Consider the following 18825-nt stretch of genomic DNA (forward strand, 5'->3'; position numbering starts at 1 on the left):
TGAACTTCTTCCGCAACCACCGAGAATCCGCGTCCGGCTTCGCCGGCCGAAGCCGCCTGGATCGCCGCATTCAGCGCCAGCACGTTGGTCTGTTCGGTAATGTCGGAAATCAGTTCGGTAATTTCACCAATTTCCTGGGACGATTCACCCAGCCGCTTGATGCGCTTGGAAGTTTCCTGGATGTGCTCGCGGATTTCGTTCATGCCTGAAATCGCGTTTTCCACCGCCTTGGAACCTTCTTCCGCCGCGCTCACCGACTGGCGCGCCACTTCAGCTGATTCGCTGGCCGATTTGGAGACGTCGGTAATCTGAGTCGCCATGTCCAGGACCGCTTGCGTGGTTTCCTGAATATCGCGCGACTGCCGTTGCGACGCTGCCAGCAGTTCGATCGAAATGCTTTGCGCCTGGTCCGACGCCACGGTAACCTGCTGCGCCGTTGCGGTAACCCGTCCGACCAGTCCGCGCAATTCTTCCACCGTATAGTTAACCGAGTCGGCGATCGCGCCGGTAATGTCTTCCGACACCGTCGCCTGCACCGTCAAGTCACCGTCCGCCACTTCCTGCAATTCATTCATCAGGCGCAAAATCGCGGCCTGGTTCTGGTCGTTGGCGTTACTTGCATCTTCTTCCTGCTTGATCGCTTGCAGACGCTGTTCTTCCGCTTCCATCCGGCGCACGTCAGCTTCGTGAGTACGGTGACGGCCGTCCTGCACCTGCACCCAGGCAATCGCGGCAGCAGCCAGCAGAGTTGCAAAGGCCGACAACAGCATCAGCCAGAACCAGATACTTTGCGTATCCTGTGCGCTACGATAGGTATCTTGCAGGGCGCCCAGGCGTTGCTTGAGATTTTCGTTCTCGGTAAAGATCAACTGCTCGGACTGTTTGGCGGAAACGAAGTTCTGCATGTTGCCCAGAATCGATGCCACCGATTCCTGGTATTCGGCAAAGCTCTTTTCCAGTTCTGTCAGCTTGCTGCGCTCTTCTTCGTTCTTGCTGGCCGGCAGGCGCAATACATCGCTGCCGTTCAGGAAGCCGCTGACGATGTCGCGGAAAGTGTTGGTGTCCTTGCCCAGCAAGAACGCCGTTTCCGGGTTCACACCTTCCGAGGTCAGGAATTCGTTGGCGCTACGGCCCAGACGCTGGGTCAGCATGACCAGCTGCGAGGATGCCGCGATTTCACGCGGGGTAGCACCGGTCTGGGTCTTCAGGGTCGCGATCTGTTCCGACAGGTCGAGCAGGTTAGGCGAGATACCGTTCAGTTTTTGCAGCGTCACACCGAAGCTGGTCAATTCCTTTTGCAGCTTGAGGATGGTGTCCGCAGCCTTGTCGGTATTCGACCAGACCTTGTTGACATCGGTCAGCTTGGAATCCATGGCAGCGCTCGGGGTGCTGATATCGTGCCCCTTGAAATCGCCGCCTTTCGACAGGACGCTCAAATCCTGGTTGAATTCCTTGCGGCTGTCGGCCAGCTGCTTGAACGCTTCCGGATTACCTTGAATCGCATTCGGCGTCGCCTTACCGATACGCTGCGAGTGCATCAGCGCGTCGCCGGCGATCTGGGTCTGGGTCGAGCTCATGGTGGAGCTCTTGGCGTTCAGCCACAGGAACAGGATGGTCAGCAGCAAACCTGCGCCGAGCGCGATCAGCAGCAGACGGATCTGCTTTTGCTGCGGCAGTTTGCCGATCAATGGCAATGGCCGTGCATCCGGGCTGGCAAGTTCGGCGGCGGCGCCGGCGAAAGCGGCGGCCGGTGCGGCTGCCACGGCAGCTTGCGGCGCGGCGGCAAAGCTTGGCGCCGCAGCTGGCTCAGGCGTGTAAACCGGGGCCGGTGCAGCAGGCGGCGCCACGAAAGGCGCCGGCGGTGGTTCAGGAATGAAACGTTCTTCCATGACAGTCTGTTCAGGATCGTGCATCAGCGCGTCCTGCATGAAACGATCGCCAGCCTCGCCCTGCTCTTCCTTGGCCGCCTTGGATAAAGACGGTAGTTTGAATGCCATTACAGAATCTCCTAATTACCAATTCGCTGCCACCGGACGCCCTTGCTGTTGCAACGGCGCCTGGGACTCATAAACCTACTTGTAAAAAACGAGGGTCGTGCAAGATTTGGGCCATGCTCAGCTCGGTCCACACCTGGGACTCGCTGTCGAGATAGCGCCGGGGGCCGGCCTGATCCAGCGGATCCGCGGCCTGCAGGGTCATTTGGGCGACGTTGCGCAAACCCAGGACGCGCGAAACCAGCAAGCCGCTGTTGAAAGAAAATGTCGGCGCGAAAGCGACAATCCGACATTCCTTGTCAATTTGCGTCAATCCATGTCCCTGAAAGCGTGCAAAATCGATCACGCTGATCAGCGTGCCGCGCACATTGCTCAGGCCCAGATACCAGTCGTGAGTCAGCGGCACCCGCGAAATCTGGTCGACGGCGACGATTTCGCCAGCCTCTTGCAGATTCAACAACCAACGGCTGCTTCCAATCTGCAGGCCAAGCTGGCTTTCCTGCGTCTCGCTGCCGCTGCGCGCGGCCTGCATGCGCTCCAGCAAGTGCGACTGGAATTCGCGCAGCCGGCTGCGGCGCGAGTCGGCGTCGAGTGCAACCTTGTTGACTGGCTGCAGCGGCGTTGATGGCGACAATTCCGCCGTCAGAGGCGAGGTTGATTGGGTCATATGGGTTGTAGCCGTAGGTCAAACTTAAATTCCAACTCCGGCGCTCGATTAACCAAGCGCAGCGATTTTAGCCAGCAGTTCCTTCGGATCGATAGGTTTCACCAGGTAGTCGCGCGCGCCCTGGCGCAAGCCCCAGATGCGGTCTGTTTCCAGGCCCTTGCTGCTGCAGATGATGATCGGGATATCCTTGGTATCGTCGTCGCGCGTGATCGAGCGCGTCACCTGGAAGCCGTTCTGGCCTGGCATCACCACATCCATCAGGATCAGCTGCGGCTTGTCCGCCTTGATCTTGTCGAGGATGCCTTCGCCGTTTTCGGAAGTCGACACGGAATAGCCGGCCTTCGCCAGGATGTCAGTCAGGAAATAACGCTCTGTTGGGGAGTCGTCGACAATGAGAATTTTCTGTATGGCCATTTTCAACCTTTATTTACTTCAAGTGCGTAAGGTATTTACGTCACTTATTTACGTCAATTAGTTAATCGTTTTAATCGTTCAGGCGACGCAATTCAGGCCACCGCCGGCACAGCGCCGTCAACGGTCTGGGTATGCTGCCGCACCGCCTTCAGCAGGCTGTCCTTGGTGAACGGCTTGGTGAGATATTCGTCTGAACCGACCATGGCGCCGCGGGCGCGGTCAAACAAGCCGTCCTTGGACGACAGCATGACCACCGGCGTTGCATGGAATTTGGCGCTCTTTTTGATCAGGGCGCAGGTTTGATAGCCATCCAGGCGAGGCATCAGAATGTCGCAAAAAATCAGCGCAGGTTTATGATCGTTGACTTTCGCCAAGGCATCGAAGCCGTCTTCGGCCAGTACCACCTGATAGCCGGCCTGGCTCAGGAAAATCTCCGCAGAACGACGAATCGTGCTGCTATCGTCAATCACCATTACCTTCAGGTTGACGCCGCCAAGTGATGTTGTCATGAAATCGTCTCATTCAATCCAAATAAATCTACGGCGTCACTGTAACAAAGAAAGACATTCCTTAGGACAATGTTTTATATAGAGAAGCCGGTAAAGTTCAATTTATTTTGTAACTGAGAACGATAACTTAATCTTCCTGCAATAAAAAAGAGGTAACTGGATTAAATGGCAACCATTTCGAAATCTTCCTTGCGCGCGCCGCATTCCGGACAGGTCCAGTTCATCGGCACGTCGTTCCACAAAGTGCCCGGCGCGATGCCTTCTTCCGGCAAACCAGCCTCTTCGTCATAGACCCAGCCGCAAATCAGGCACATCCAGGTTTTGTATTCCGGCTTCGATGTTGCGTTGCTTTCGTTATTGCTCACGGCAGTGACCCTTCAATCAAGTAAAATGCAAAGTCGGATATCTTAATCTACCCGCCGTGCAAAACCAAACTTCTCCTCTTATATTGACCTTCGGCGTGGCCGACCCAGTCGGCGCCGCCGGCATCCAGGCAGACCTGGCCACCTTTTCAGCGATGGGCTGCCATGGCCTGTCTGTCATCACGTCGATACTGATCGGCGACACCGCCCGCATCGAAGACACCCAGCAGATCGATGCCGACTGGGTCGCCGACCAGGCCCGCGTGCTGCTCGAAGACATGCCGGTAGCCGCCTTCAAGGTCGGCGCCGTCGGCAGCATCGAGAGCGTATCGGTAATTGCCGAAATTGTCTCCGACTATCCGGAAATCCCGCTGATTCTAGACCCTTTTTTATCGGCCATGCCGGATCAGGGGCAAGACAGCGAAGACTTGCTGACCGCTATCCGTGAACTGCTGATTCCGCAGACTACCGTCATGGTGCTGTCGGCGGTGGAGCTGGCGCGGCTGGCGGAAACCTGGCGCGAACCGTCGTCGGAAGACATGCTGAGCATCGATGCGATGCGCATCATCGAACTCGGCTGCGAATATCTGTTCGTGACCGGCACCCCTACTCCCGCCGCTGAAATCGGCAACACCTTGTTCAGCGAAAGCGGCGTGGTGCGGCAGGATACCTGGCCGCGCGTCTCCGGCTCTTTCAGCGGCGCCGGCACCACCTTGTCGGCAGCGGTCGCGGCCATGCTGGCCAACGGCCTGGACGTGCCTGAAGCGGTTTCCGAAGCCCAGGAATTCACCCTGGCGGCGGTCACCGCGGCGCAGCGGCTGGGCATGGGCAAGCTGATCCCGGACCGCTATTTCTGGGCGCGCGAAGAAGGACTGGAACGCGAAGAAAAAGACGAAGGCGCTGCCAGCGACTCCTGATTTTCAGGCTCTCCGAACCCGCCGGAGAGCCGGATTCATGCATACACACATCTCTCGTGAACAATTTTCCCGACACCAAGAAAATGACATCAAATAACGACACTCTGTTCGCCCGCGCTCAACTGACCACTCCCGGCGGCGTCAATTCGCCGGTGCGCGCTTTCCGCTCGGTCGGCGGCACGCCGCGCTTCATCACGCGCGCCGAGGGGCCTTATTTCTGGGACGCCGACGACCGCCGCTACATCGACTACATCGGTTCCTGGGGTCCGGCGATCGTTGGCCACGCCCATCCGGTAGTGATCAAGGCCGTGCAAGATGCGGCTGCGCGCGGCCTCAGCTTTGGCGCACCGACCCAGGGCGAAATCGAGATTGCCGAAGAAATCTGCAAGCTGGTGCCGTCGATCGAACAAGTGCGCCTGGTTTCCAGCGGCACCGAAGCCACCATGAGCGCGCTGCGCCTGGCGCGTGGCGCCACCGGCCGCGACAAGATCTTGAAGTTCGAAGGCTGCTACCACGGCCACGCCGATTCGCTGCTGGTCAAGGCTGGCAGCGGTTTGCTGACCTTCGGCAATCCGACTTCGGCCGGCGTGCCGGAAGATTTCGTCAAGCACACGCTGGTGCTGGACTACAACAGCTGCGAGCAGCTGGAACAGGCTTTCAAGGACATGGGCGACCAGATCGCCTGCGTCATCGTCGAGCCGGTGGCCGGCAACATGAACCTGGTGCGGGCGACGCCGGAATTCCTGCAAACCATGCGCCGTCTGTGCACGCAGTACGGCACTGTGCTGATTTTCGATGAAGTCATGTGCGGTTTCCGCGTGGCGCTGGGCGGCGCCCAAGCGCTGTACAACATCAAGCCGGACATCACGGCGCTGGGCAAGGTGATCGGCGGCGGCTTGCCGGTAGCAGCCTTCGGCGGCCGCGCCGACCTGATGAAGCACATGGCGCCGCTCGGTTCGGTGTACCAGGCCGGTACGCTGTCCGGCAACCCCGTGGCGGTAGCGGCCGGCATGAGCACGCTCAAGCTGATCCAGGAACCGGACTTCTACACCCGGCTGGCGGCACAAACCGGCAAGCTGGTGCAAGGCTTGAGCGGCGCCGCCAAGGAAGCCGGCGTCACCTTCAGCGGCGACGCCATCGGCGGCATGTTCGGTTTGTATTTTTCAGCAGAAGTGCCGGGTACCTACGCCGCGGTGATGGCTTCCAACAAGGATTTGTTCAACAAATTCTTCCACGCCATGCTGGATGCCGGCGTCTACCTGGCGCCATCGGCATTTGAAGCCGGTTTCGTCTCAGCACAGCATGACAACGCCATCATCGATGCCACCATCGCTGCTGCAAGCGGGGCGTTTGCGCAACTGGCTTAAAAATTCGCCACATACCGGGCCAGGCGGCCCGGTCATTCGCGCCCCGAACTAGCCCCCCCCCCAACTTCACGTCCCGGCCTCGTCAGCCACGTCATTCCCGCGAACGCGGGAATCCATTTTCACTGCCATATTGAGCAACTTGGATTCCCGCGTTCGCGGGAATGACGACTCGACCGAGGCACGCCCATTCCGCGTTCAATTCAGCCAGCCGCGCCGGCGGAAATACCAGAACGGCGTGATCGCCGAGCACACCATCAGCACCAGCGCCAGCGGATAGCCCAGGTGCCACTCGAACTCCGGCATGAAACGGAAGTTCATGCCGTAGATGCTGGCGATCAGCGTCGGCGGCAGGAACGCCACCGAGGCTACCGAGAAGATCTTGATGATCTTGTTCTGGTTGATGTTGATGAAGCCGACCGTCGCATCCATCAGGAAGTTGATCTTGTCGAACAGGAAAGCGGTGTGGCCGTCCAGCGATTCGATGTCGCGCAAGATCTGCCGCGCATCTTCAAACTGATCCACGTTCAGCAAGCGTCCGCGCATCAGGAAACTGACGGCGCGCCGGGTATCCATCATGTTGCGCCGGATGCGGCCATTCAGGTCTTCCTCGTGCGCCATCGCGCTCAGCGCTTCGGCCGCGGCCTGGTCGGTCAGTTTCTTTTGCAGCACGCGCTGGCTGACCTCATCCAGCTTCTTGTAGACGCCCTCCAGGGCGTCGGCGGAGTACTCGGCATCGGTCTGGTACAGGTCGAGCAGCACGTCCTTGTAATCGCCGATAGAGCCCGGCCGCGAGCGTGCGCGCATGCGCACCAGGCGGAATACCGGCAAATCTTCGCCATGCACTGAAAACAGGATGTTGCGCGCCAGGATGAAGGCGACCGTGACAGTGGACGACGGGCCGTCGTCTTCTTCAAACAGGAAATCGGTGCGCAGGTGGAGGTCGCCGTTTTCCGCTTCGTAATAACGGGCTGACGCTTCGATATCCTTGACTTCATCCTCGCCGGGCAAGGTGACGCCGTAGATGCTCTTGACCCAGGCGCGTTCCTGGTCGTTCGGTTCGGTCAGGTCGACCCAGACCGGCTGGACCTGTTGCAGGTCGCTATGGCTCTCGATGTTGACCTGGTTGAGCCGGCCGTTTTGCAATACGAATACATTGATCACGCTTACCTCGCAGACTGATTTTTCAGGGAAGTTGCCGTGCAGCTTTTACATTCCGGCAAGCGGATACTGCTGCAATTTAAACAACTTCCGTCAGGCCCGTATATTAAGGCAATTCGGCCGATCCCATGCGCCGTAAAATCAAACCCGTACGTTGCGACAGATAGGCCGAACCGCGATTCTTGTCGTAGAAGCGCGGCCGCGGCAGCATCACCGCCAGCCGGGCGGCCTGGCTGGCGCCGAGGTTGGCGGCCGAGATCCTGTAGTAGTGCTGGGACGCCGCCTCGGCGCCGAATACGCCGTTGCCCCACTCCACCACGTTCAGGTAGATTTCAAAGATGCGTTCCTTGTCCATCAGGAATTCCAGCATATAGGTGATGACCAGTTCCTGGCCCTTGCGCAAATAACTGCGTTCGCCCGACAGGAACAGGTTTTTCGCCAGCTGCTGGGTAATGGTGGAACCGCCGCGCACGACCTTGCCCTTTTTCGTGTTCTTCTCGTAGGCCTGCTCCAGCGCATCCCAGTCGACGCCGTCATGCTCGGAAAAATTGGCGTCCTCGGAAGCGATGATGGCGCGCTTCAGATTGCTCGAAATGCGCGCATACGGAATCCATTTGAATTGCAGCTGGGCGTCCGGCACGGTTTCCTGCAGCTCGGACAGGCGATGGCGCATGAAGCTGGTGGAGCTAGGATTGTGATCGACCCACCACCAGATCTGCACGAAAAAATAGACTTGCAGCAGTAAAACTGCAGCGATCAGCAGCAAACATAAACGCAAAAAAATCTTGCCGACTGATTTCATTCTGATTTCCTGCAAATAAATAATCGGAACAGCGATACCCGCTTAAAGCTGGGCGCGCAAGGCGGCAAATACGGCGTCAGTATGCGGCCGCACGCCGCGCCAGACAAAAAACGCTTCTGCCGCCTGCTCCACCAGCATGCCCAGGCCGTCGCGCACGCGCGCTCCCTGCGCGGCCGCGAACTGCATGAAGACGGTCGGCTGGCTGCCGTACATCATGTCATAAGCCAGGGTCGCCGGGCTGAATACGCTGGCAGCCAGCGGCGGCAGCTGCGCCTGCAGGCTGGCCGAGGTGGCATTGATCACCAGGTCGAACGGCTGCGTCGCATCGGCGAAGCTGCAGGCGCTCAGGATGCCGGGCTGCCCGCAGTACTGCTGGAACTGCTGCACCAGTTCTTCGGCCTTGAGCACCGTGCGGTTGGCGATCGTCAGCCGCGCCGGCTGTTGTTCCAGCAGCGGCAGGATTACGCCGCGCGCCGCGCCGCCGGCGCCCAGCAGCAGGATGTTCTTGCCCGCCAGGTCAAAGCCGGCATTGCGCACAATGTCGCTGACCAGGCCGACGCCATCGGTGTTATCGCCGCGGATCAGGCCGTCGTCGAATATCAGGGTATTGACGGCGCCGGCCGCCTGAGCGCGGGTAGTCAGCTGATTCGCCAGCGCGTAGGCTTCCAGCTTGAACGGCACGGTGACATTGGCGCCGCGGCCGCCCTGCGCGATGAACTTCTGCACCGTGGCGGCGAAGCCGTCGAGCGGCGCCAGCAGGTGCGCATAGGCCATGTCCTGCGCGGTGTCGGCAGCAAAGCTAGCATGGATCGCAGGCGATTTGCTGTGGGCGATCGGATTGCCGATCACCACATAAGCGGCGAATCCAGCACTGTTGGTCATTGGTTAGCCCCGCCCATCAATTGCGCTTCCAGCAAACCCTCGCGGGTAAACTCGAAAGTGGAAATCACTTCCCACACATCGTCCTTACCGCTGCTGCGCATGTTCTCGGGGAAGCGCCCGAACGGCGCCGAGCGCTCGATGATTTTCAGGGTGGCGGCATCGAGGTCGCGATTGCCGGAGCCACGCTCGATGCGGGCACCGCCTTCCTTGGTATACAGAGAACCATCCTGGTAGATCGGAATATAGACCACCAGCTTGCCGTACAGGTTCTTGCCATTCTTTTTCGGGAAATTCAAGGTACCCAGTTTTTCGACCTTGTCCTGGAAAGCCTTGTAGTAAGCCGCATAGCCGACCGCACGGGTGCTCGGCGTGATCTGCGTCTTCTTCGGCCGCTTGTTGTAGTCGTCGATATTCTTTGAGATTTCAGCTTCCCTGCGGGCGATCGCCTTGGCGCTTTCAACCAGGTCCCGGCCATTTGGTTGCGGCGTGTTGTCGCTGGCCTTTTCCTGCACGTCCATGGCCGGCATCTTCAGCGGCGTCTGCTTGTTCATCTGCGCCAGCATCTGCTGTTGCTGCTGTTCCAGCTGTTCGATGCGGCGCTTGGTGGCCTGGACATTGTCGCCGTCCTCCGATTTGCGCATGTCCGGCAACGGCGATTTGGCGCGGCCGGCGTCGGCATTGCCGCCGCCATCCAGGTTGGCTTGCGCCAGCGCCTCCGGCTTGACCGGCTTGGTATTGTGCTTGGCGTTGACCAGGATCACTTCCAGCGCCGGATCGGTGGGCTTCAGCTTGAAGGCTTCGGGCGCGGCGAAGCGCACCGCCAGCAGCGCCGCATGCGCCAATACCGATGCCGCGATGGCGCCGACCAGGATTCGATTTTGAAAAAAGGATTTCACGCGTGTGCCAAGGGTCGCTGTTAAAAGTGAGAGGAGAGAAATTCTACAAGCGAAGAATTCTACAAGGGAAGCATTCTACGACAGAGAGATGCCCACAGGAAATTTACTGCAGCTTTCCCTTGCCTGATACCGTCACTCCGCTGCCGGTTTGCTCTCCAGGGTTGCACTCTCGTCATCAGCGACCGGCACGGCAGCTTCACTGTCGGCTGCAGCTTCCAGCTCGGCTTCGATACTCTCGTGCGGCATATCCATGGCGGCATCCAGTTCCGCGGCCAGCTCCTCTTCCTCGTCCGGCTCGTCGAGCTGCTGGCCGTCGACGCCAGGCGGCGGCGCCGAAACTTCCAGCAGACGCGCCTCAACCGTCAGGTCGACTTCATCCCAGCGGATGATGTCGAGCTTGACCTGGGTGCCACGCGCCAGTTGTTGCATGCCAGGCAATTTGATGATCAGCGGGATCTCTGCCAGCCGCAGGATTTCATCCTTCAGCACCGCGGCCTCTACCTGGCGCGCCTGTTCCTGGCCCAGCCAGCGCAGGCACCAGTAACGCTCCATGTTCGACTGGAAGTCGCCGTAGCCGGAGTAAGCGGCGTCAAAGCCGGAGACGATCGCAAACAGATCGGCATCGCGCGGCTTGAACGGCGCCACCAGCGGCGCAGCAACGCCGCCTTCGACGCAAGCCAGGATCTGCCACTGGTTAACCAGGTCAGTGTAGCGGCGCAAAGGCGAAGTGCTCCAGGCGTATTGATCCACGCCCAGGCCTTGGTGAGGCGCAGCGTGCGTCACCATGCGCACCTGCATCTTGGCAGCCCAGCCGCCGCTGCCGCCGCCCTGGGCGCGATAGATGCCGGGCACGCCGTGGTCCGACATCAGCTTGCCCCAGCTGCTGTTGGCGAAAATCATCAGCTCGGCGACGATCTTGTCGAGCGGCGCGCCGCGCTTGCGGCGGGCGATGGTGACCACATCGTCCTCGACATAGAAATTGAAATCGACGCGGTTGTTCTGCTCCGGCCGCAAGCCGAAACTCTCGCGCTTGGCCATGCGGCCTTGTTCCAATACCTGTATCCATTTCCACAACACGGCGATATCTGCCTTGTGCGGATAGTCGCCGGTGTCGTTGGCCAGGTTCTCTTCGGTGACCAGTTCATCCAGCGTGTTGTGGCGCAGGTTGGCCGAAATCGGCACCAGCTCGGCCTTGGTTTCGGTGCTGACCAGGCTCCAGTCGGCCGGATTCAGGGTGGCGTACAGCGACAGCGCCGGGCAGTTCTTGCCTTCGGCCAGGGTGAACGCTTCCACCAGCTCATCCGGCAGCATGGTGATTTTGTCGCCCGGCATGTAGACGGTCGACATGCGCGCCCGCGCGATCGCATCCAGCGCATCGCCACGCTTGATGCCCAGGCCCGGTGCGGCAATATGGATACCGATGCGGACATTGCCGTCGGCCAGCGTCTGCACCGACAGGGCATCGTCGATTTCCGTGGTGGTGACGTCATCGATGGAGAATGCCTGCACCTGCGCCAGCGGCAGTTCGGCCACCGCCGGGATAGTGATCTTGGGAAAGCCGGAACCCTTGGGGAAAAATTCCAGCAGGAACTTGGACAAATGCAGCTGCTTCGGCGAGGCGATGCCGCCGACCGCCAGCATCAGGCGCTGCGGCGAGGTCTGCAATTCGTTGCAGGCGGCTTCCAGCGCCTTATATTCAAGGCTGTTCTTGTCCGGCTTGAACAGCAGCTGCAGCGCCAGCGGCTTCATCGCCTCAGGCAACTCGCCGGCCTTGAGCTGGTCGACATAGCCAGCCTGGATCAGGGCCTGCTGGCGTTTCTTTTCGATGCCGGCCTGAGCCGCTTTCAGCGATGCCTCCGGCGCCGCCTTGTAGCGGCCCTTGCCCTTCTTGTAAAAATAGATCGGCGCGGTGTGCAGGCTCAGCAGCAAGCCCGCAGCTTCCGCTGGCAAGGGTGCATGGCCGAAATATTCGGCGCCCAGTTCGGCAAAGCCGAATTCTTCCTGGCCGGCGACTTCCCACAGGAAATCGAGCTCCATGGCTTGTGCGATCTGCTTGGCTTCATCCAGCAGATCCTGCGGCGTCGGCGCCGTAAATTGCAGCAGCACGTCCTTGGCTTTGACCTTGCTGCGTTTGCCCGTTGGCAGTTCGACCTGGTAGGCCTCGCCTTGCTGCGACAGTACGACACCTGCTTTAAAGTCGCCGGACTCTTCAAAAAATAGATTCATTACATGTGCTTTACTTGTGAATTTCTGCGTGGATTTCTGATGATACCGCTGCCAGCACTAAGTGCTTACTATCTTGCAGCGCCAAGGGAAAGTAATTGATGGGCCGGATGGATATGCCGGGATAGATCGGAGGCAATCGAAAAACCGGCGGACAGTATCTTGATGTCCGGCCGCGCTCGCTGCAATTCCTCGACCTCTGGGAAAAATACTTCTGTCACCAGCATGATGCCGGTCTTGCGCCGGAAAGCCGAACGCCTGGCCCACAACGGGTAAGCGAATGCGTCGACGCCGCTGGCGGCGCACATGCGGCGCACCAGCGGATGGCCGCCGTACAGGCGTGCATATTGCAGCTGTCCGCGCGCCACCAGCGGATCGCCGAATAGCGTGGAGCCAAGTGAGCGCTCACCCAGGCTGCCGAAAAACGGCCATTCAGTGGTAGTCGCGTCCAGCGCCAGCACCGTGTGGCCCAGCACCATTGGGCGGCCGTCGCAACGCAGCAGCACGTCGCGCTCCTGCACCTGCTGGCGGCGCGGCAAGCCGATCGCCTGCCATTCTTCGGCTAGCGGCAGCGCCCGCTGCTGGCGCAGGCGCTGCACGCGGAACTGCTGGCAGTGCGCCATCAGCTTGTAGGTCAGCGAGACGCGGTCGGTCAGCCAGCCGCGCATGGTGGCGGACGGCGCGACGCCGTTGGCGTGGTCATGCCATTTGGCCTGGGTGCGGGCATGCGTCATTGGTTTCTCGCTTGCGCTGCGATGCCGCAGAAAGCCAGCACTTCATCGGCATAGTCAGCAAACTCGCTGATGCCATGATCGCTGCCCTGGATCACTATTTGCCGGGCTTGCGGATAGTGACCCACCATTTCCTGCCAGTCCAGCACCTCGTCGCCGGTGGCGGCGATCAGGAAATAGCGTTCAGGCTTGCTGATGACATCAACCTGCAGCGCTTGCAATTCCGCCATGTATTCGCGCTTGAACTCAAACGGCTCATTCGAATGATATTGGGTGCTGACGCCGACATACTTCTCGAGGTCGCGCGGCGGCTTGACCGCAGGATTCAGCAGCACTGCGCGGCAGCCGCCCTGCTGCGCCAGCCAGGTGGCGTAGTAGCCGCCCAGGGACGAGCCGATCAAGGTCAGCTGCGCAGGGTCGACCTCGCGTACCAGATCCTGCGCCAGGGCGATCGCTGCCGCGGGGGAGGCCGGCAGCTGCGGACACAGGTATTCGTCGGCCCGGCCCAGCTGCCGCATGCGCTCGGCCAGCAAGCGTGCCTTGAACGATTGCGGCGAAGAACGGAAACCGTGCAGGTACAGAATCATTGGGCAGCCAGCGCCGTCAACAGTTTCTGGTGGACGCCGCCGAAACCGCCGTTGCTCATCACCAGTACCTGGTCGCCCGGCTGCGCCGCCTTGACGATCGCGGCTACCAGCTGGTCCAGCTCGCTGTAAGCACTCGCTTTGCAGCCGAGCGGCTGCAGCGCTTCCGCCAGGTCCCAGCCAAGGGCGTCCTTGCCGCTACCTTTGGCGCCATAGCCGAACACCAGATCGGCCTCGTTCAGGCTGCCCGGCAACGCATCTTTCATGGCGCCCAGCTTCATGGTGTTGGAACGCGGCTCCAGCACCGCCAGGATACGGGCATTGCCGACTTTCTTGCGCAAGCCGGCGACAGTAGTGGCAATCGCAGTGGGATGGTGGGCAAAATCGTCGTACACGGAAATATCCCTCACGACGCCGCGCAGTTCCATGCGCCGTTTGACATTCTCGAAGCGCGCCAGGGCGGCAATCGCCTGCGCCGGCGGCACGCCGACATGGCGGGCGGCGGCAATCGCCGCCAGCGCATTCATGCGGTTATGTTCGCCGCTCAGCTCCCATTGCACGCGGCCTTGCAGCTCGCCATTGAAATGCACCTCGAAATGGCCGTTGTCCTGGGTCGCCAGCGACCAGCCTTGCTCGGCGTCGCTGCCGAACATTTCTTTTTCGCTCCAGCAGCCGCGCTCCAGCACCCGCTGCAAGGCCGGTTCGCGGGCGTTCACCAGCAGGCGGCCGACGCCGGGCACGGTGCGCACCAGATGGTGGAACTGGGTTTCTATCGCCGCCAGGTCAGGGAAAATATCGGCGTGGTCGTATTCCAGGTTGTTCAGGATCGCCGTCTTGGCGTGGTAATGGACAAATTTGCTGCGCTTGTCGAAGAATGCGGTGTCGTACTCGTCGGCTTCGATCACGAAGAACGGCGACGCCGCAGCGCCAGGCTTGCCCGCAAGACGCGCCGAAATGCCGAAATTCATCGGCACGCCGCCGATCAGGAAACCCGGATCGTAGCCGGCATCCTCCAGGATCCAGGCCAACATGGCGGAGGTGGTGGTCTTGCCATGGGTGCCGGCTACCGCCAGCACCCATTTGTCGCGCAGGATATGCTCGCCGATCCATTGCGGACCAGAAACATAAGGCAGGCCGCGGTTCAGGATTTCCTCCATCAGGGGATTGCCGCGCACCACCACGTTGCCGATCACGTACAGATCGGGCTGCAAGGCGATCTGTTCGACGCCAAAGCCCTGGATCAGGTCGATTCCCTGTGCCTCAAGCTGGGTGCTCATCGGCGGGTACACATTGGCATCGCAACCGGTGACTTTATGTCCTGCCTGTTTAGCCAGCACTGCCAAACCGCCCATAAAGGTGCCGCAGATACCAAGGATATGAATGTGCATTCTTGAGTTTCACTATTCTGAAAAGAGGGAATACCGTGATTTTACCTGAGCGGCCGCTGCCGCCGTTAGCCACGCGCTCAAAAAGCGGAATTGATGGGTTATCGGCAATGACGATATCTGGCTGGCCATTCACTGGCGGCCCGGGAAGCGGGCCGTTGATAATCGCGATTGACGCATTGATATATCATGGCGGTCATGGCCTCCAATCTCTCACCTGAACTAGAACAGCTGCGCGCGGAAATCGCGGCGGCGGCGGCGCGCATGATCGCTGAGGACGGCGCCGATTACGGCACCGCAAAACGCAAGGCGCTGGAACTGTGCGTCGGCAGCAATCGCGGCCGCAGCGGCAGTTTCATGCCGGATAACGCCCAGATCGAAGACGAAGTGCGTATATATAACGAACTGTTCTTCGCTGACACGCAGCCGGTCCGGCTCTTGCACCTGCGCCGGCTGGCGGCGGAAATCATGGGCGAACTGGCGCAATTCAAACCTTACCTGACCGGCGCGGTACTGAACGGCACCGCCGGCGAGCACTCGGACATCTATCTGCACCTGTTTGTGGACAGTCCGAAAGATGTGGAAATCTTCCTTTTTAACAAGAATGTCCAATTCGAACTGTCATCCAGCCCTTCCCTTAAAAGCGGGGGTAATAACGACCCTGTGGAAACTGTGAGTTTCATGTATAAGAAAGAGGGTATGCATCTCACCCTATATGAAACTGACGATTTGCGCGGTAGTATCAGGGCCGCGTCCGGCAAACGCGCCGAACGCGCCGATCTAAATGCGGTACTGGCGCTGATCAACAAAGAAGAAGATTAATGAAAAGAAATATTTTTATATTTGTGCCGATTGCGCTTCTATTTTGCGCGATCGGCATCTATTTTGGCGTACAGCGCCATACTCCGGCCGCGCCGGACAACGCCGCCGTAGCGGCCTTGTTCGCTCAGGAAATACCAGACGCCGGCGGCAAAACCGGCTCTCTCTCGCAGTGGAAGGGCAAGCCGCTGGTCGTCAATTTCTGGGCGACCTGGTGTGCGCCCTGCGTGGAAGAAATGCCGGAGCTGAATGCCTTGCAGGGCGAGATTGCGGCGAAGAATATTCAAATTATCGGGATCGGCGTCGATTCTGCTGATAACATCGCGAAATTCGCTGAGAAATACAAAATCTCTTATCCCCTGTATGTGGCCGGCAGCAGCGCCACCGCACTGCTGCGGCAGTTCGGGAACCAGTCCGGCGGCTTGCCTTTTACCATCCTGATCGGTCGCGATGGTCAAGTAAAGAAGATGTATCTTGGCAGTATAAAATTCGACGAATTGCGCAAGGATTTATCTCTTCTGTAAGCGCGCAGCTTATTAAAAAAACATTTAACAATGCCGCGCTGAAATTTCACAGAAACAAATTTTCCCTTGCCAGTCAACGTCATTTGACGGCAAAATGCGCCATCGTCGTCAAACGGAGCATCATCTCCATGGCAAAAAATATACTTCTACTCAACGGCCCCAACCTGAATCTGCTGGGGACAAGAGAGCCAGAAGTCTACGGTTCGACTTCGTTAAGCGATGTTGAACAAGCAGCTCGGGTCCAGGCTACCGCCGCTGGCGCCCGGCTTGTGCACTTCCAAAGCAACCACGAAGGTGCACTGATAGACCGCATCCACGCGGCCAAGGCTGAAGGCATCGACGCTATTGTCATCAACCCCGGCGGGCTGACGCATACCAGCGTGGCCTTGCGGGATGCGCTGAGCGGCGTGGCGATTCGCTTTGTCGAAGTCCACATCTCGAATATCCACCAGCGGGAAGCGTTCCGGCATCACTCCTATTTATCGGATGTTGCTGTCGGTGTCATTTGCGGCCTGGGCGTGGATGGCTATCGCGCCGCAATTGATTTTGCCATTAAGAAACTCTAGTTGACATCATAAAGTATTGCAGTAATCTCGACGTCTTTGCAAAATCACCGCAACTGCGTTGATCTGCATGTCAAAAAACGAAAAATAGCTTTTCATAATTTATATATTCTGAAGGATTGCACATGGATTTGAGAAAACTCAAAACGCTGATCGACCTGGTCGCGGAGTCAGACATCGAAGAACTTGAAGTTACGGAAGGCGAAAGCAAGGTCCGTATCGTCAAGTCGTCTGCATCCCAGCAAAACCAGGTTGTCATGATGCAACCGCAACAGCAGCATCCTGCCCAGTACCAGGTAGCTGCCCCGGCGCCAGTCGCCGCAGCGCCGGTGGAAGCAGTGGCCGCCGTACCGGAAGGCCATATTGTCAAATCGCCTATGGTCGGCACCTTCTACCGCTCTTCGGCTCCCGGCTCGCCGGCATTCGTCGAAGTCGGTTCGGAAATCAAGGAAGGCGGCACCCTGTGCATTATCGAAGCCATGAAACTGCTGAATGAAATCGAAGCCGACGCTTCCGGCGTGGTCAAGAAGATCCTGGTGGAAAACGGCCAGCCGGTCGAATTCGGCCAGCCGTTGTTCATCATTGGGTAACCCGGCAATTCCGAGTCATCCATGGCATTACCCGTAATTTGCACGGCGGCATCCGCTTGATAGGGGTTGCGCCGTTCTGGTTGCCGGCGCAGGTCTGCAGCATTGGACATCCGACGCTGCGCGAGCCCCGCACCGGCAACCCAAAGTTTGATAACGCTTGACCCATAGCGACACATACCACCTATGTTTGAAAAAATCCTTATCGCCAATCGCGGCGAAATCGCCTTGCGCATCCAACGCGCCTGCCGTGAAATGGGCATCAAGACCGTGATGGTCCATTCCGAGGCTGACCGTGACGCCAAGTATGTAAAGCTGGCGGATGAATCGGTCTGTATCGGCCCGGCGCCGTCCAGCCTGAGCTACCTCAACATGCCGGCCATCATCAGCGCTGCCGAAGTGACCGATGCCGAGGCGATTCACCCGGGCTACGGCTTCCTTTCGGAAAACGCCGATTTCGCCGAGCGCGTGGAACAGTCCGGCTTTGTCTTCATCGGCCCGCGGCCGGCGAACATCCGCCTGATGGGCGATAAAGTATCAGCCAAGCAAGCCATGATCCGCGCCGGCGTACCCTGCGTTCCCGGTTCGGAAGGCGCGTTGCCGGACGATCCGAAGGAAATCGTCAAGATTGCCCGCAAGATCGGCTATCCGGTGATCATCAAGGCGGCCGGCGGCGGCGGCGGACGCGGCATGCGCGTGGTGCATACCGAAGCGGCCCTGGCCAATGCGGTGACCATGACCAAGACTGAAGCCGGCGCCGCTTTCGGCAATCCGGAAGTGTATATGGAGAAGTACCTGGAGAATCCGCGTCACGTGGAGATCCAGATCCTGGCCGACCAGTTCAAGAACGCCGTCTGGCTGGGCGAGCGCGACTGCTCGATGCAGCGCCGTCACCAGAAAGTGATCGAGGAAGCGCCGGCCCCCGGCATTCCGCGCAAGATCATTGAAAAAATCGGCGATCGTTGCGCCGAAGCTTGCCGCAAGATGGATTACCGCGGCGCCGGCACTTTTGAATTCCTGTATGAAAACGGCGAGTTCTATTTCATCGAAATGAACACCCGCGTCCAGGTTGAACATCCGATCACCGAAATGATCACCGGCATCGACATCGTGCAGGAACAGATCCGCATCGCGGCCGGTGAAAAACTGCGTTTCCGCCAGCGTGACATCCAGCTCACCGGTCACGCTATCGAGTGCCGCATCAACGCCGAAGATCCGTTCAAGTTCACGCCGTCGCCGGGCAAGATCCTGTCGTGGCATGCGCCCGGCGGCCCTGGCATCCGCGTCGATTCGCACGCTTACGCCGGCTATTTCGTGCCGCCGCATTATGATTCGATGGTCGGCAAGGTGATTTCCTACGGCGCCAGCCGCGAACAGGCTATCAAACGGATGCAGATTGCGCTGTCGGAAATGGAGGTCGAAGGGATCCAGACCAACATAC

The 18825-nt window shown here is 59.3% G+C and carries 20 protein-coding genes; 7 read left to right on the forward strand and 13 right to left on the reverse strand.

Annotation, left to right across the window (positions count from 1 at the left end; genetic code table 11):
• The 5 genes from VNZ65_RS08260 to VNZ65_RS08280 all read right to left on the reverse strand — a co-directional run.
• On the reverse strand, positions 1 to 1997 hold a 1997-nt coding region (locus VNZ65_RS08260; protein WP_325667881.1), incomplete at its 3' end, for a methyl-accepting chemotaxis protein.
• A 67-nt stretch (positions 1998 to 2064) separates the two neighbouring features.
• Positions 2065 to 2661 (reverse strand): chemotaxis protein CheW, encoded by a 597-nt coding sequence (locus tag VNZ65_RS08265; protein WP_325667883.1) that lies wholly within the window; start codon positions 2659 to 2661, stop codon positions 2065 to 2067.
• A gap of 48 nt (positions 2662 to 2709) precedes the next feature.
• Positions 2710 to 3075, reverse strand: coding sequence for a response regulator (locus VNZ65_RS08270; RefSeq protein ID WP_038485766.1), 366 nt, complete (start codon positions 3073 to 3075; stop codon positions 2710 to 2712).
• Between the two features lie 92 nt (positions 3076 to 3167).
• Positions 3168 to 3584, reverse strand: a complete 417-nt coding sequence (locus VNZ65_RS08275; protein ID WP_325667885.1) for a response regulator — start codon at positions 3582 to 3584, stop codon at positions 3168 to 3170.
• A 161-nt stretch (positions 3585 to 3745) separates the two neighbouring features.
• The gene (locus VNZ65_RS08280; RefSeq protein WP_061945830.1) at positions 3746 to 3898 is read right to left on the reverse strand and encodes a rubredoxin; all 153 of its coding nucleotides are present in this window, start codon (positions 3896 to 3898) and stop codon (positions 3746 to 3748) included.
• A 107-nt stretch (positions 3899 to 4005) separates the two neighbouring features.
• Between VNZ65_RS08280 and VNZ65_RS08285 the strand changes: the two genes are divergently transcribed.
• Both VNZ65_RS08285 and hemL read left to right on the forward strand, forming a co-directional pair.
• Complete coding sequence (locus tag VNZ65_RS08285; protein WP_325667887.1) at positions 4006 to 4863, forward strand: hydroxymethylpyrimidine/phosphomethylpyrimidine kinase; 858 nt, start codon at positions 4006 to 4008, stop codon at positions 4861 to 4863.
• Between the two features lie 83 nt (positions 4864 to 4946).
• A complete protein-coding gene (hemL, locus tag VNZ65_RS08290) occupies positions 4947 to 6230 on the forward strand; it encodes a glutamate-1-semialdehyde 2,1-aminomutase (protein WP_325667889.1) in 1284 nt (427 codons plus the stop codon).
• A gap of 195 nt (positions 6231 to 6425) precedes the next feature.
• On the opposite strand, the gene corA is transcribed toward hemL, so the two are convergent.
• From corA to mpl, 8 genes are all read right to left on the reverse strand, one after another.
• A complete protein-coding gene (gene corA / locus VNZ65_RS08295) occupies positions 6426 to 7391 on the reverse strand; it encodes a magnesium/cobalt transporter CorA (RefSeq protein WP_061937375.1) in 966 nt (321 codons plus the stop codon).
• A 103-nt stretch (positions 7392 to 7494) separates the two neighbouring features.
• The gene (mtgA, locus tag VNZ65_RS08300; protein ID WP_325667892.1) at positions 7495 to 8190 is read right to left on the reverse strand and encodes a monofunctional biosynthetic peptidoglycan transglycosylase; all 696 of its coding nucleotides are present in this window, start codon (positions 8188 to 8190) and stop codon (positions 7495 to 7497) included.
• A gap of 42 nt (positions 8191 to 8232) precedes the next feature.
• Positions 8233 to 9072, reverse strand: a complete 840-nt coding sequence (gene aroE, locus VNZ65_RS08305; RefSeq protein WP_325667894.1) for a shikimate dehydrogenase — start codon at positions 9070 to 9072, stop codon at positions 8233 to 8235.
• Positions 9069 to 9968 (reverse strand): TonB C-terminal domain-containing protein, encoded by a 900-nt coding sequence (locus VNZ65_RS08310; protein WP_325667896.1) that lies wholly within the window; start codon positions 9966 to 9968, stop codon positions 9069 to 9071. Before VNZ65_RS08310 ends, aroE begins: the two co-directional genes overlap by 4 nt.
• Before the next feature lie 132 nt (positions 9969 to 10100).
• Positions 10101 to 12194 (reverse strand): ribonuclease catalytic domain-containing protein, encoded by a 2094-nt coding sequence (locus VNZ65_RS08315; protein ID WP_325667898.1) that lies wholly within the window; start codon positions 12192 to 12194, stop codon positions 10101 to 10103.
• Positions 12195 to 12262: 68 nt separating this feature from the next.
• Positions 12263 to 12925 (reverse strand): chorismate--pyruvate lyase family protein, encoded by a 663-nt coding sequence (locus VNZ65_RS08320; RefSeq protein ID WP_325667900.1) that lies wholly within the window; start codon positions 12923 to 12925, stop codon positions 12263 to 12265.
• Positions 12922 to 13509 carry a YqiA/YcfP family alpha/beta fold hydrolase gene (locus VNZ65_RS08325; protein WP_325667902.1) on the reverse strand — a complete coding sequence of 196 codons (588 nt, stop codon included), beginning with the start codon at positions 13507 to 13509 and terminating at the stop codon, positions 12922 to 12924. The genes VNZ65_RS08320 and VNZ65_RS08325 overlap by 4 nt, the downstream gene beginning before the upstream one ends.
• Entirely contained in the window at positions 13506 to 14894 is a 1389-nt protein-coding gene (gene mpl / locus VNZ65_RS08330) for a UDP-N-acetylmuramate:L-alanyl-gamma-D-glutamyl-meso-diaminopimelate ligase (protein ID WP_325667904.1), read from the reverse strand. Before mpl ends, VNZ65_RS08325 begins: the two co-directional genes overlap by 4 nt.
• A 186-nt stretch (positions 14895 to 15080) precedes the next feature.
• Here mpl and VNZ65_RS08335 point away from each other — a divergent pair, with 186 nt between their 5' ends.
• The 5 genes from VNZ65_RS08335 to accC form a co-directional block, all read left to right on the forward strand.
• Positions 15081 to 15713, forward strand: a complete 633-nt coding sequence (locus VNZ65_RS08335) for a hypothetical protein (RefSeq protein ID WP_325667906.1) — start codon at positions 15081 to 15083, stop codon at positions 15711 to 15713.
• Positions 15713 to 16234 carry a TlpA disulfide reductase family protein gene (locus tag VNZ65_RS08340; RefSeq protein ID WP_325667908.1) on the forward strand — a complete coding sequence of 174 codons (522 nt, stop codon included), beginning with the start codon at positions 15713 to 15715 and terminating at the stop codon, positions 16232 to 16234. The genes VNZ65_RS08335 and VNZ65_RS08340 overlap by 1 nt, the downstream gene beginning before the upstream one ends.
• Before the next feature lie 128 nt (positions 16235 to 16362).
• Complete coding sequence (aroQ, locus tag VNZ65_RS08345; protein ID WP_098495486.1) at positions 16363 to 16800, forward strand: type II 3-dehydroquinate dehydratase; 438 nt, start codon at positions 16363 to 16365, stop codon at positions 16798 to 16800.
• A 122-nt stretch (positions 16801 to 16922) separates the two neighbouring features.
• Positions 16923 to 17387: an acetyl-CoA carboxylase biotin carboxyl carrier protein gene (gene accB, locus VNZ65_RS08350; RefSeq protein WP_325667912.1), complete on the forward strand. Its 465-nt coding sequence runs from the start codon at positions 16923 to 16925 to the stop codon at positions 17385 to 17387.
• A 183-nt stretch (positions 17388 to 17570) separates the two neighbouring features.
• A partial coding sequence (gene accC / locus VNZ65_RS08355) for an acetyl-CoA carboxylase biotin carboxylase subunit (RefSeq protein WP_325667914.1) occupies positions 17571 to 18825 on the forward strand: 1255 nt, incomplete at its 3' end.

This window comes from Collimonas sp. (assembly GCF_035566555.1).
GTDB lineage: Bacteria > Pseudomonadota > Gammaproteobacteria > Burkholderiales > Burkholderiaceae_D > Collimonas.

Excerpts from the sequence above, each read along its gene's own strand:
- VNZ65_RS08280 (WP_061945830.1), bottom strand. The coding sequence starts at position 3,898 with ATGTGCCTGATTTGCGGCTGGGTCTATGACGAAGAGGCTGGTTTGCCG.
- VNZ65_RS08340 (WP_325667908.1), top strand. The coding sequence starts at position 15,713 with ATGAAAAGAAATATTTTTATATTTGTGCCGATTGCGCTTCTATTTTGC.
- VNZ65_RS08265 (WP_325667883.1), bottom strand. The coding sequence starts at position 2,661 with ATGACCCAATCAACCTCGCCTCTGACGGCGGAATTGTCGCCATCAACG.
- mpl (WP_325667904.1), bottom strand. The coding sequence starts at position 14,894 with ATGCACATTCATATCCTTGGTATCTGCGGCACCTTTATGGGCGGTTTG.
- aroQ (WP_098495486.1), top strand. The coding sequence starts at position 16,363 with ATGGCAAAAAATATACTTCTACTCAACGGCCCCAACCTGAATCTGCTG.
- VNZ65_RS08315 (WP_325667898.1), bottom strand. The coding sequence starts at position 12,194 with ATGAATCTATTTTTTGAAGAGTCCGGCGACTTTAAAGCAGGTGTCGTA.
- accB (WP_325667912.1), top strand. The coding sequence starts at position 16,923 with ATGGATTTGAGAAAACTCAAAACGCTGATCGACCTGGTCGCGGAGTCA.
- hemL (WP_325667889.1), top strand. The coding sequence starts at position 4,947 with ATGACATCAAATAACGACACTCTGTTCGCCCGCGCTCAACTGACCACT.
- VNZ65_RS08335 (WP_325667906.1), top strand. The coding sequence starts at position 15,081 with ATGGCGGTCATGGCCTCCAATCTCTCACCTGAACTAGAACAGCTGCGC.
- VNZ65_RS08325 (WP_325667902.1), bottom strand. The coding sequence starts at position 13,509 with ATGATTCTGTACCTGCACGGTTTCCGTTCTTCGCCGCAATCGTTCAAG.
- VNZ65_RS08275 (WP_325667885.1), bottom strand. The coding sequence starts at position 3,584 with ATGACAACATCACTTGGCGGCGTCAACCTGAAGGTAATGGTGATTGAC.
- mtgA (WP_325667892.1), bottom strand. The coding sequence starts at position 8,190 with ATGAAATCAGTCGGCAAGATTTTTTTGCGTTTATGTTTGCTGCTGATC.
- aroE (WP_325667894.1), bottom strand. The coding sequence starts at position 9,072 with ATGACCAACAGTGCTGGATTCGCCGCTTATGTGGTGATCGGCAATCCG.
- VNZ65_RS08320 (WP_325667900.1), bottom strand. The coding sequence starts at position 12,925 with ATGACGCATGCCCGCACCCAGGCCAAATGGCATGACCACGCCAACGGC.
- VNZ65_RS08270 (WP_038485766.1), bottom strand. The coding sequence starts at position 3,075 with ATGGCCATACAGAAAATTCTCATTGTCGACGACTCCCCAACAGAGCGT.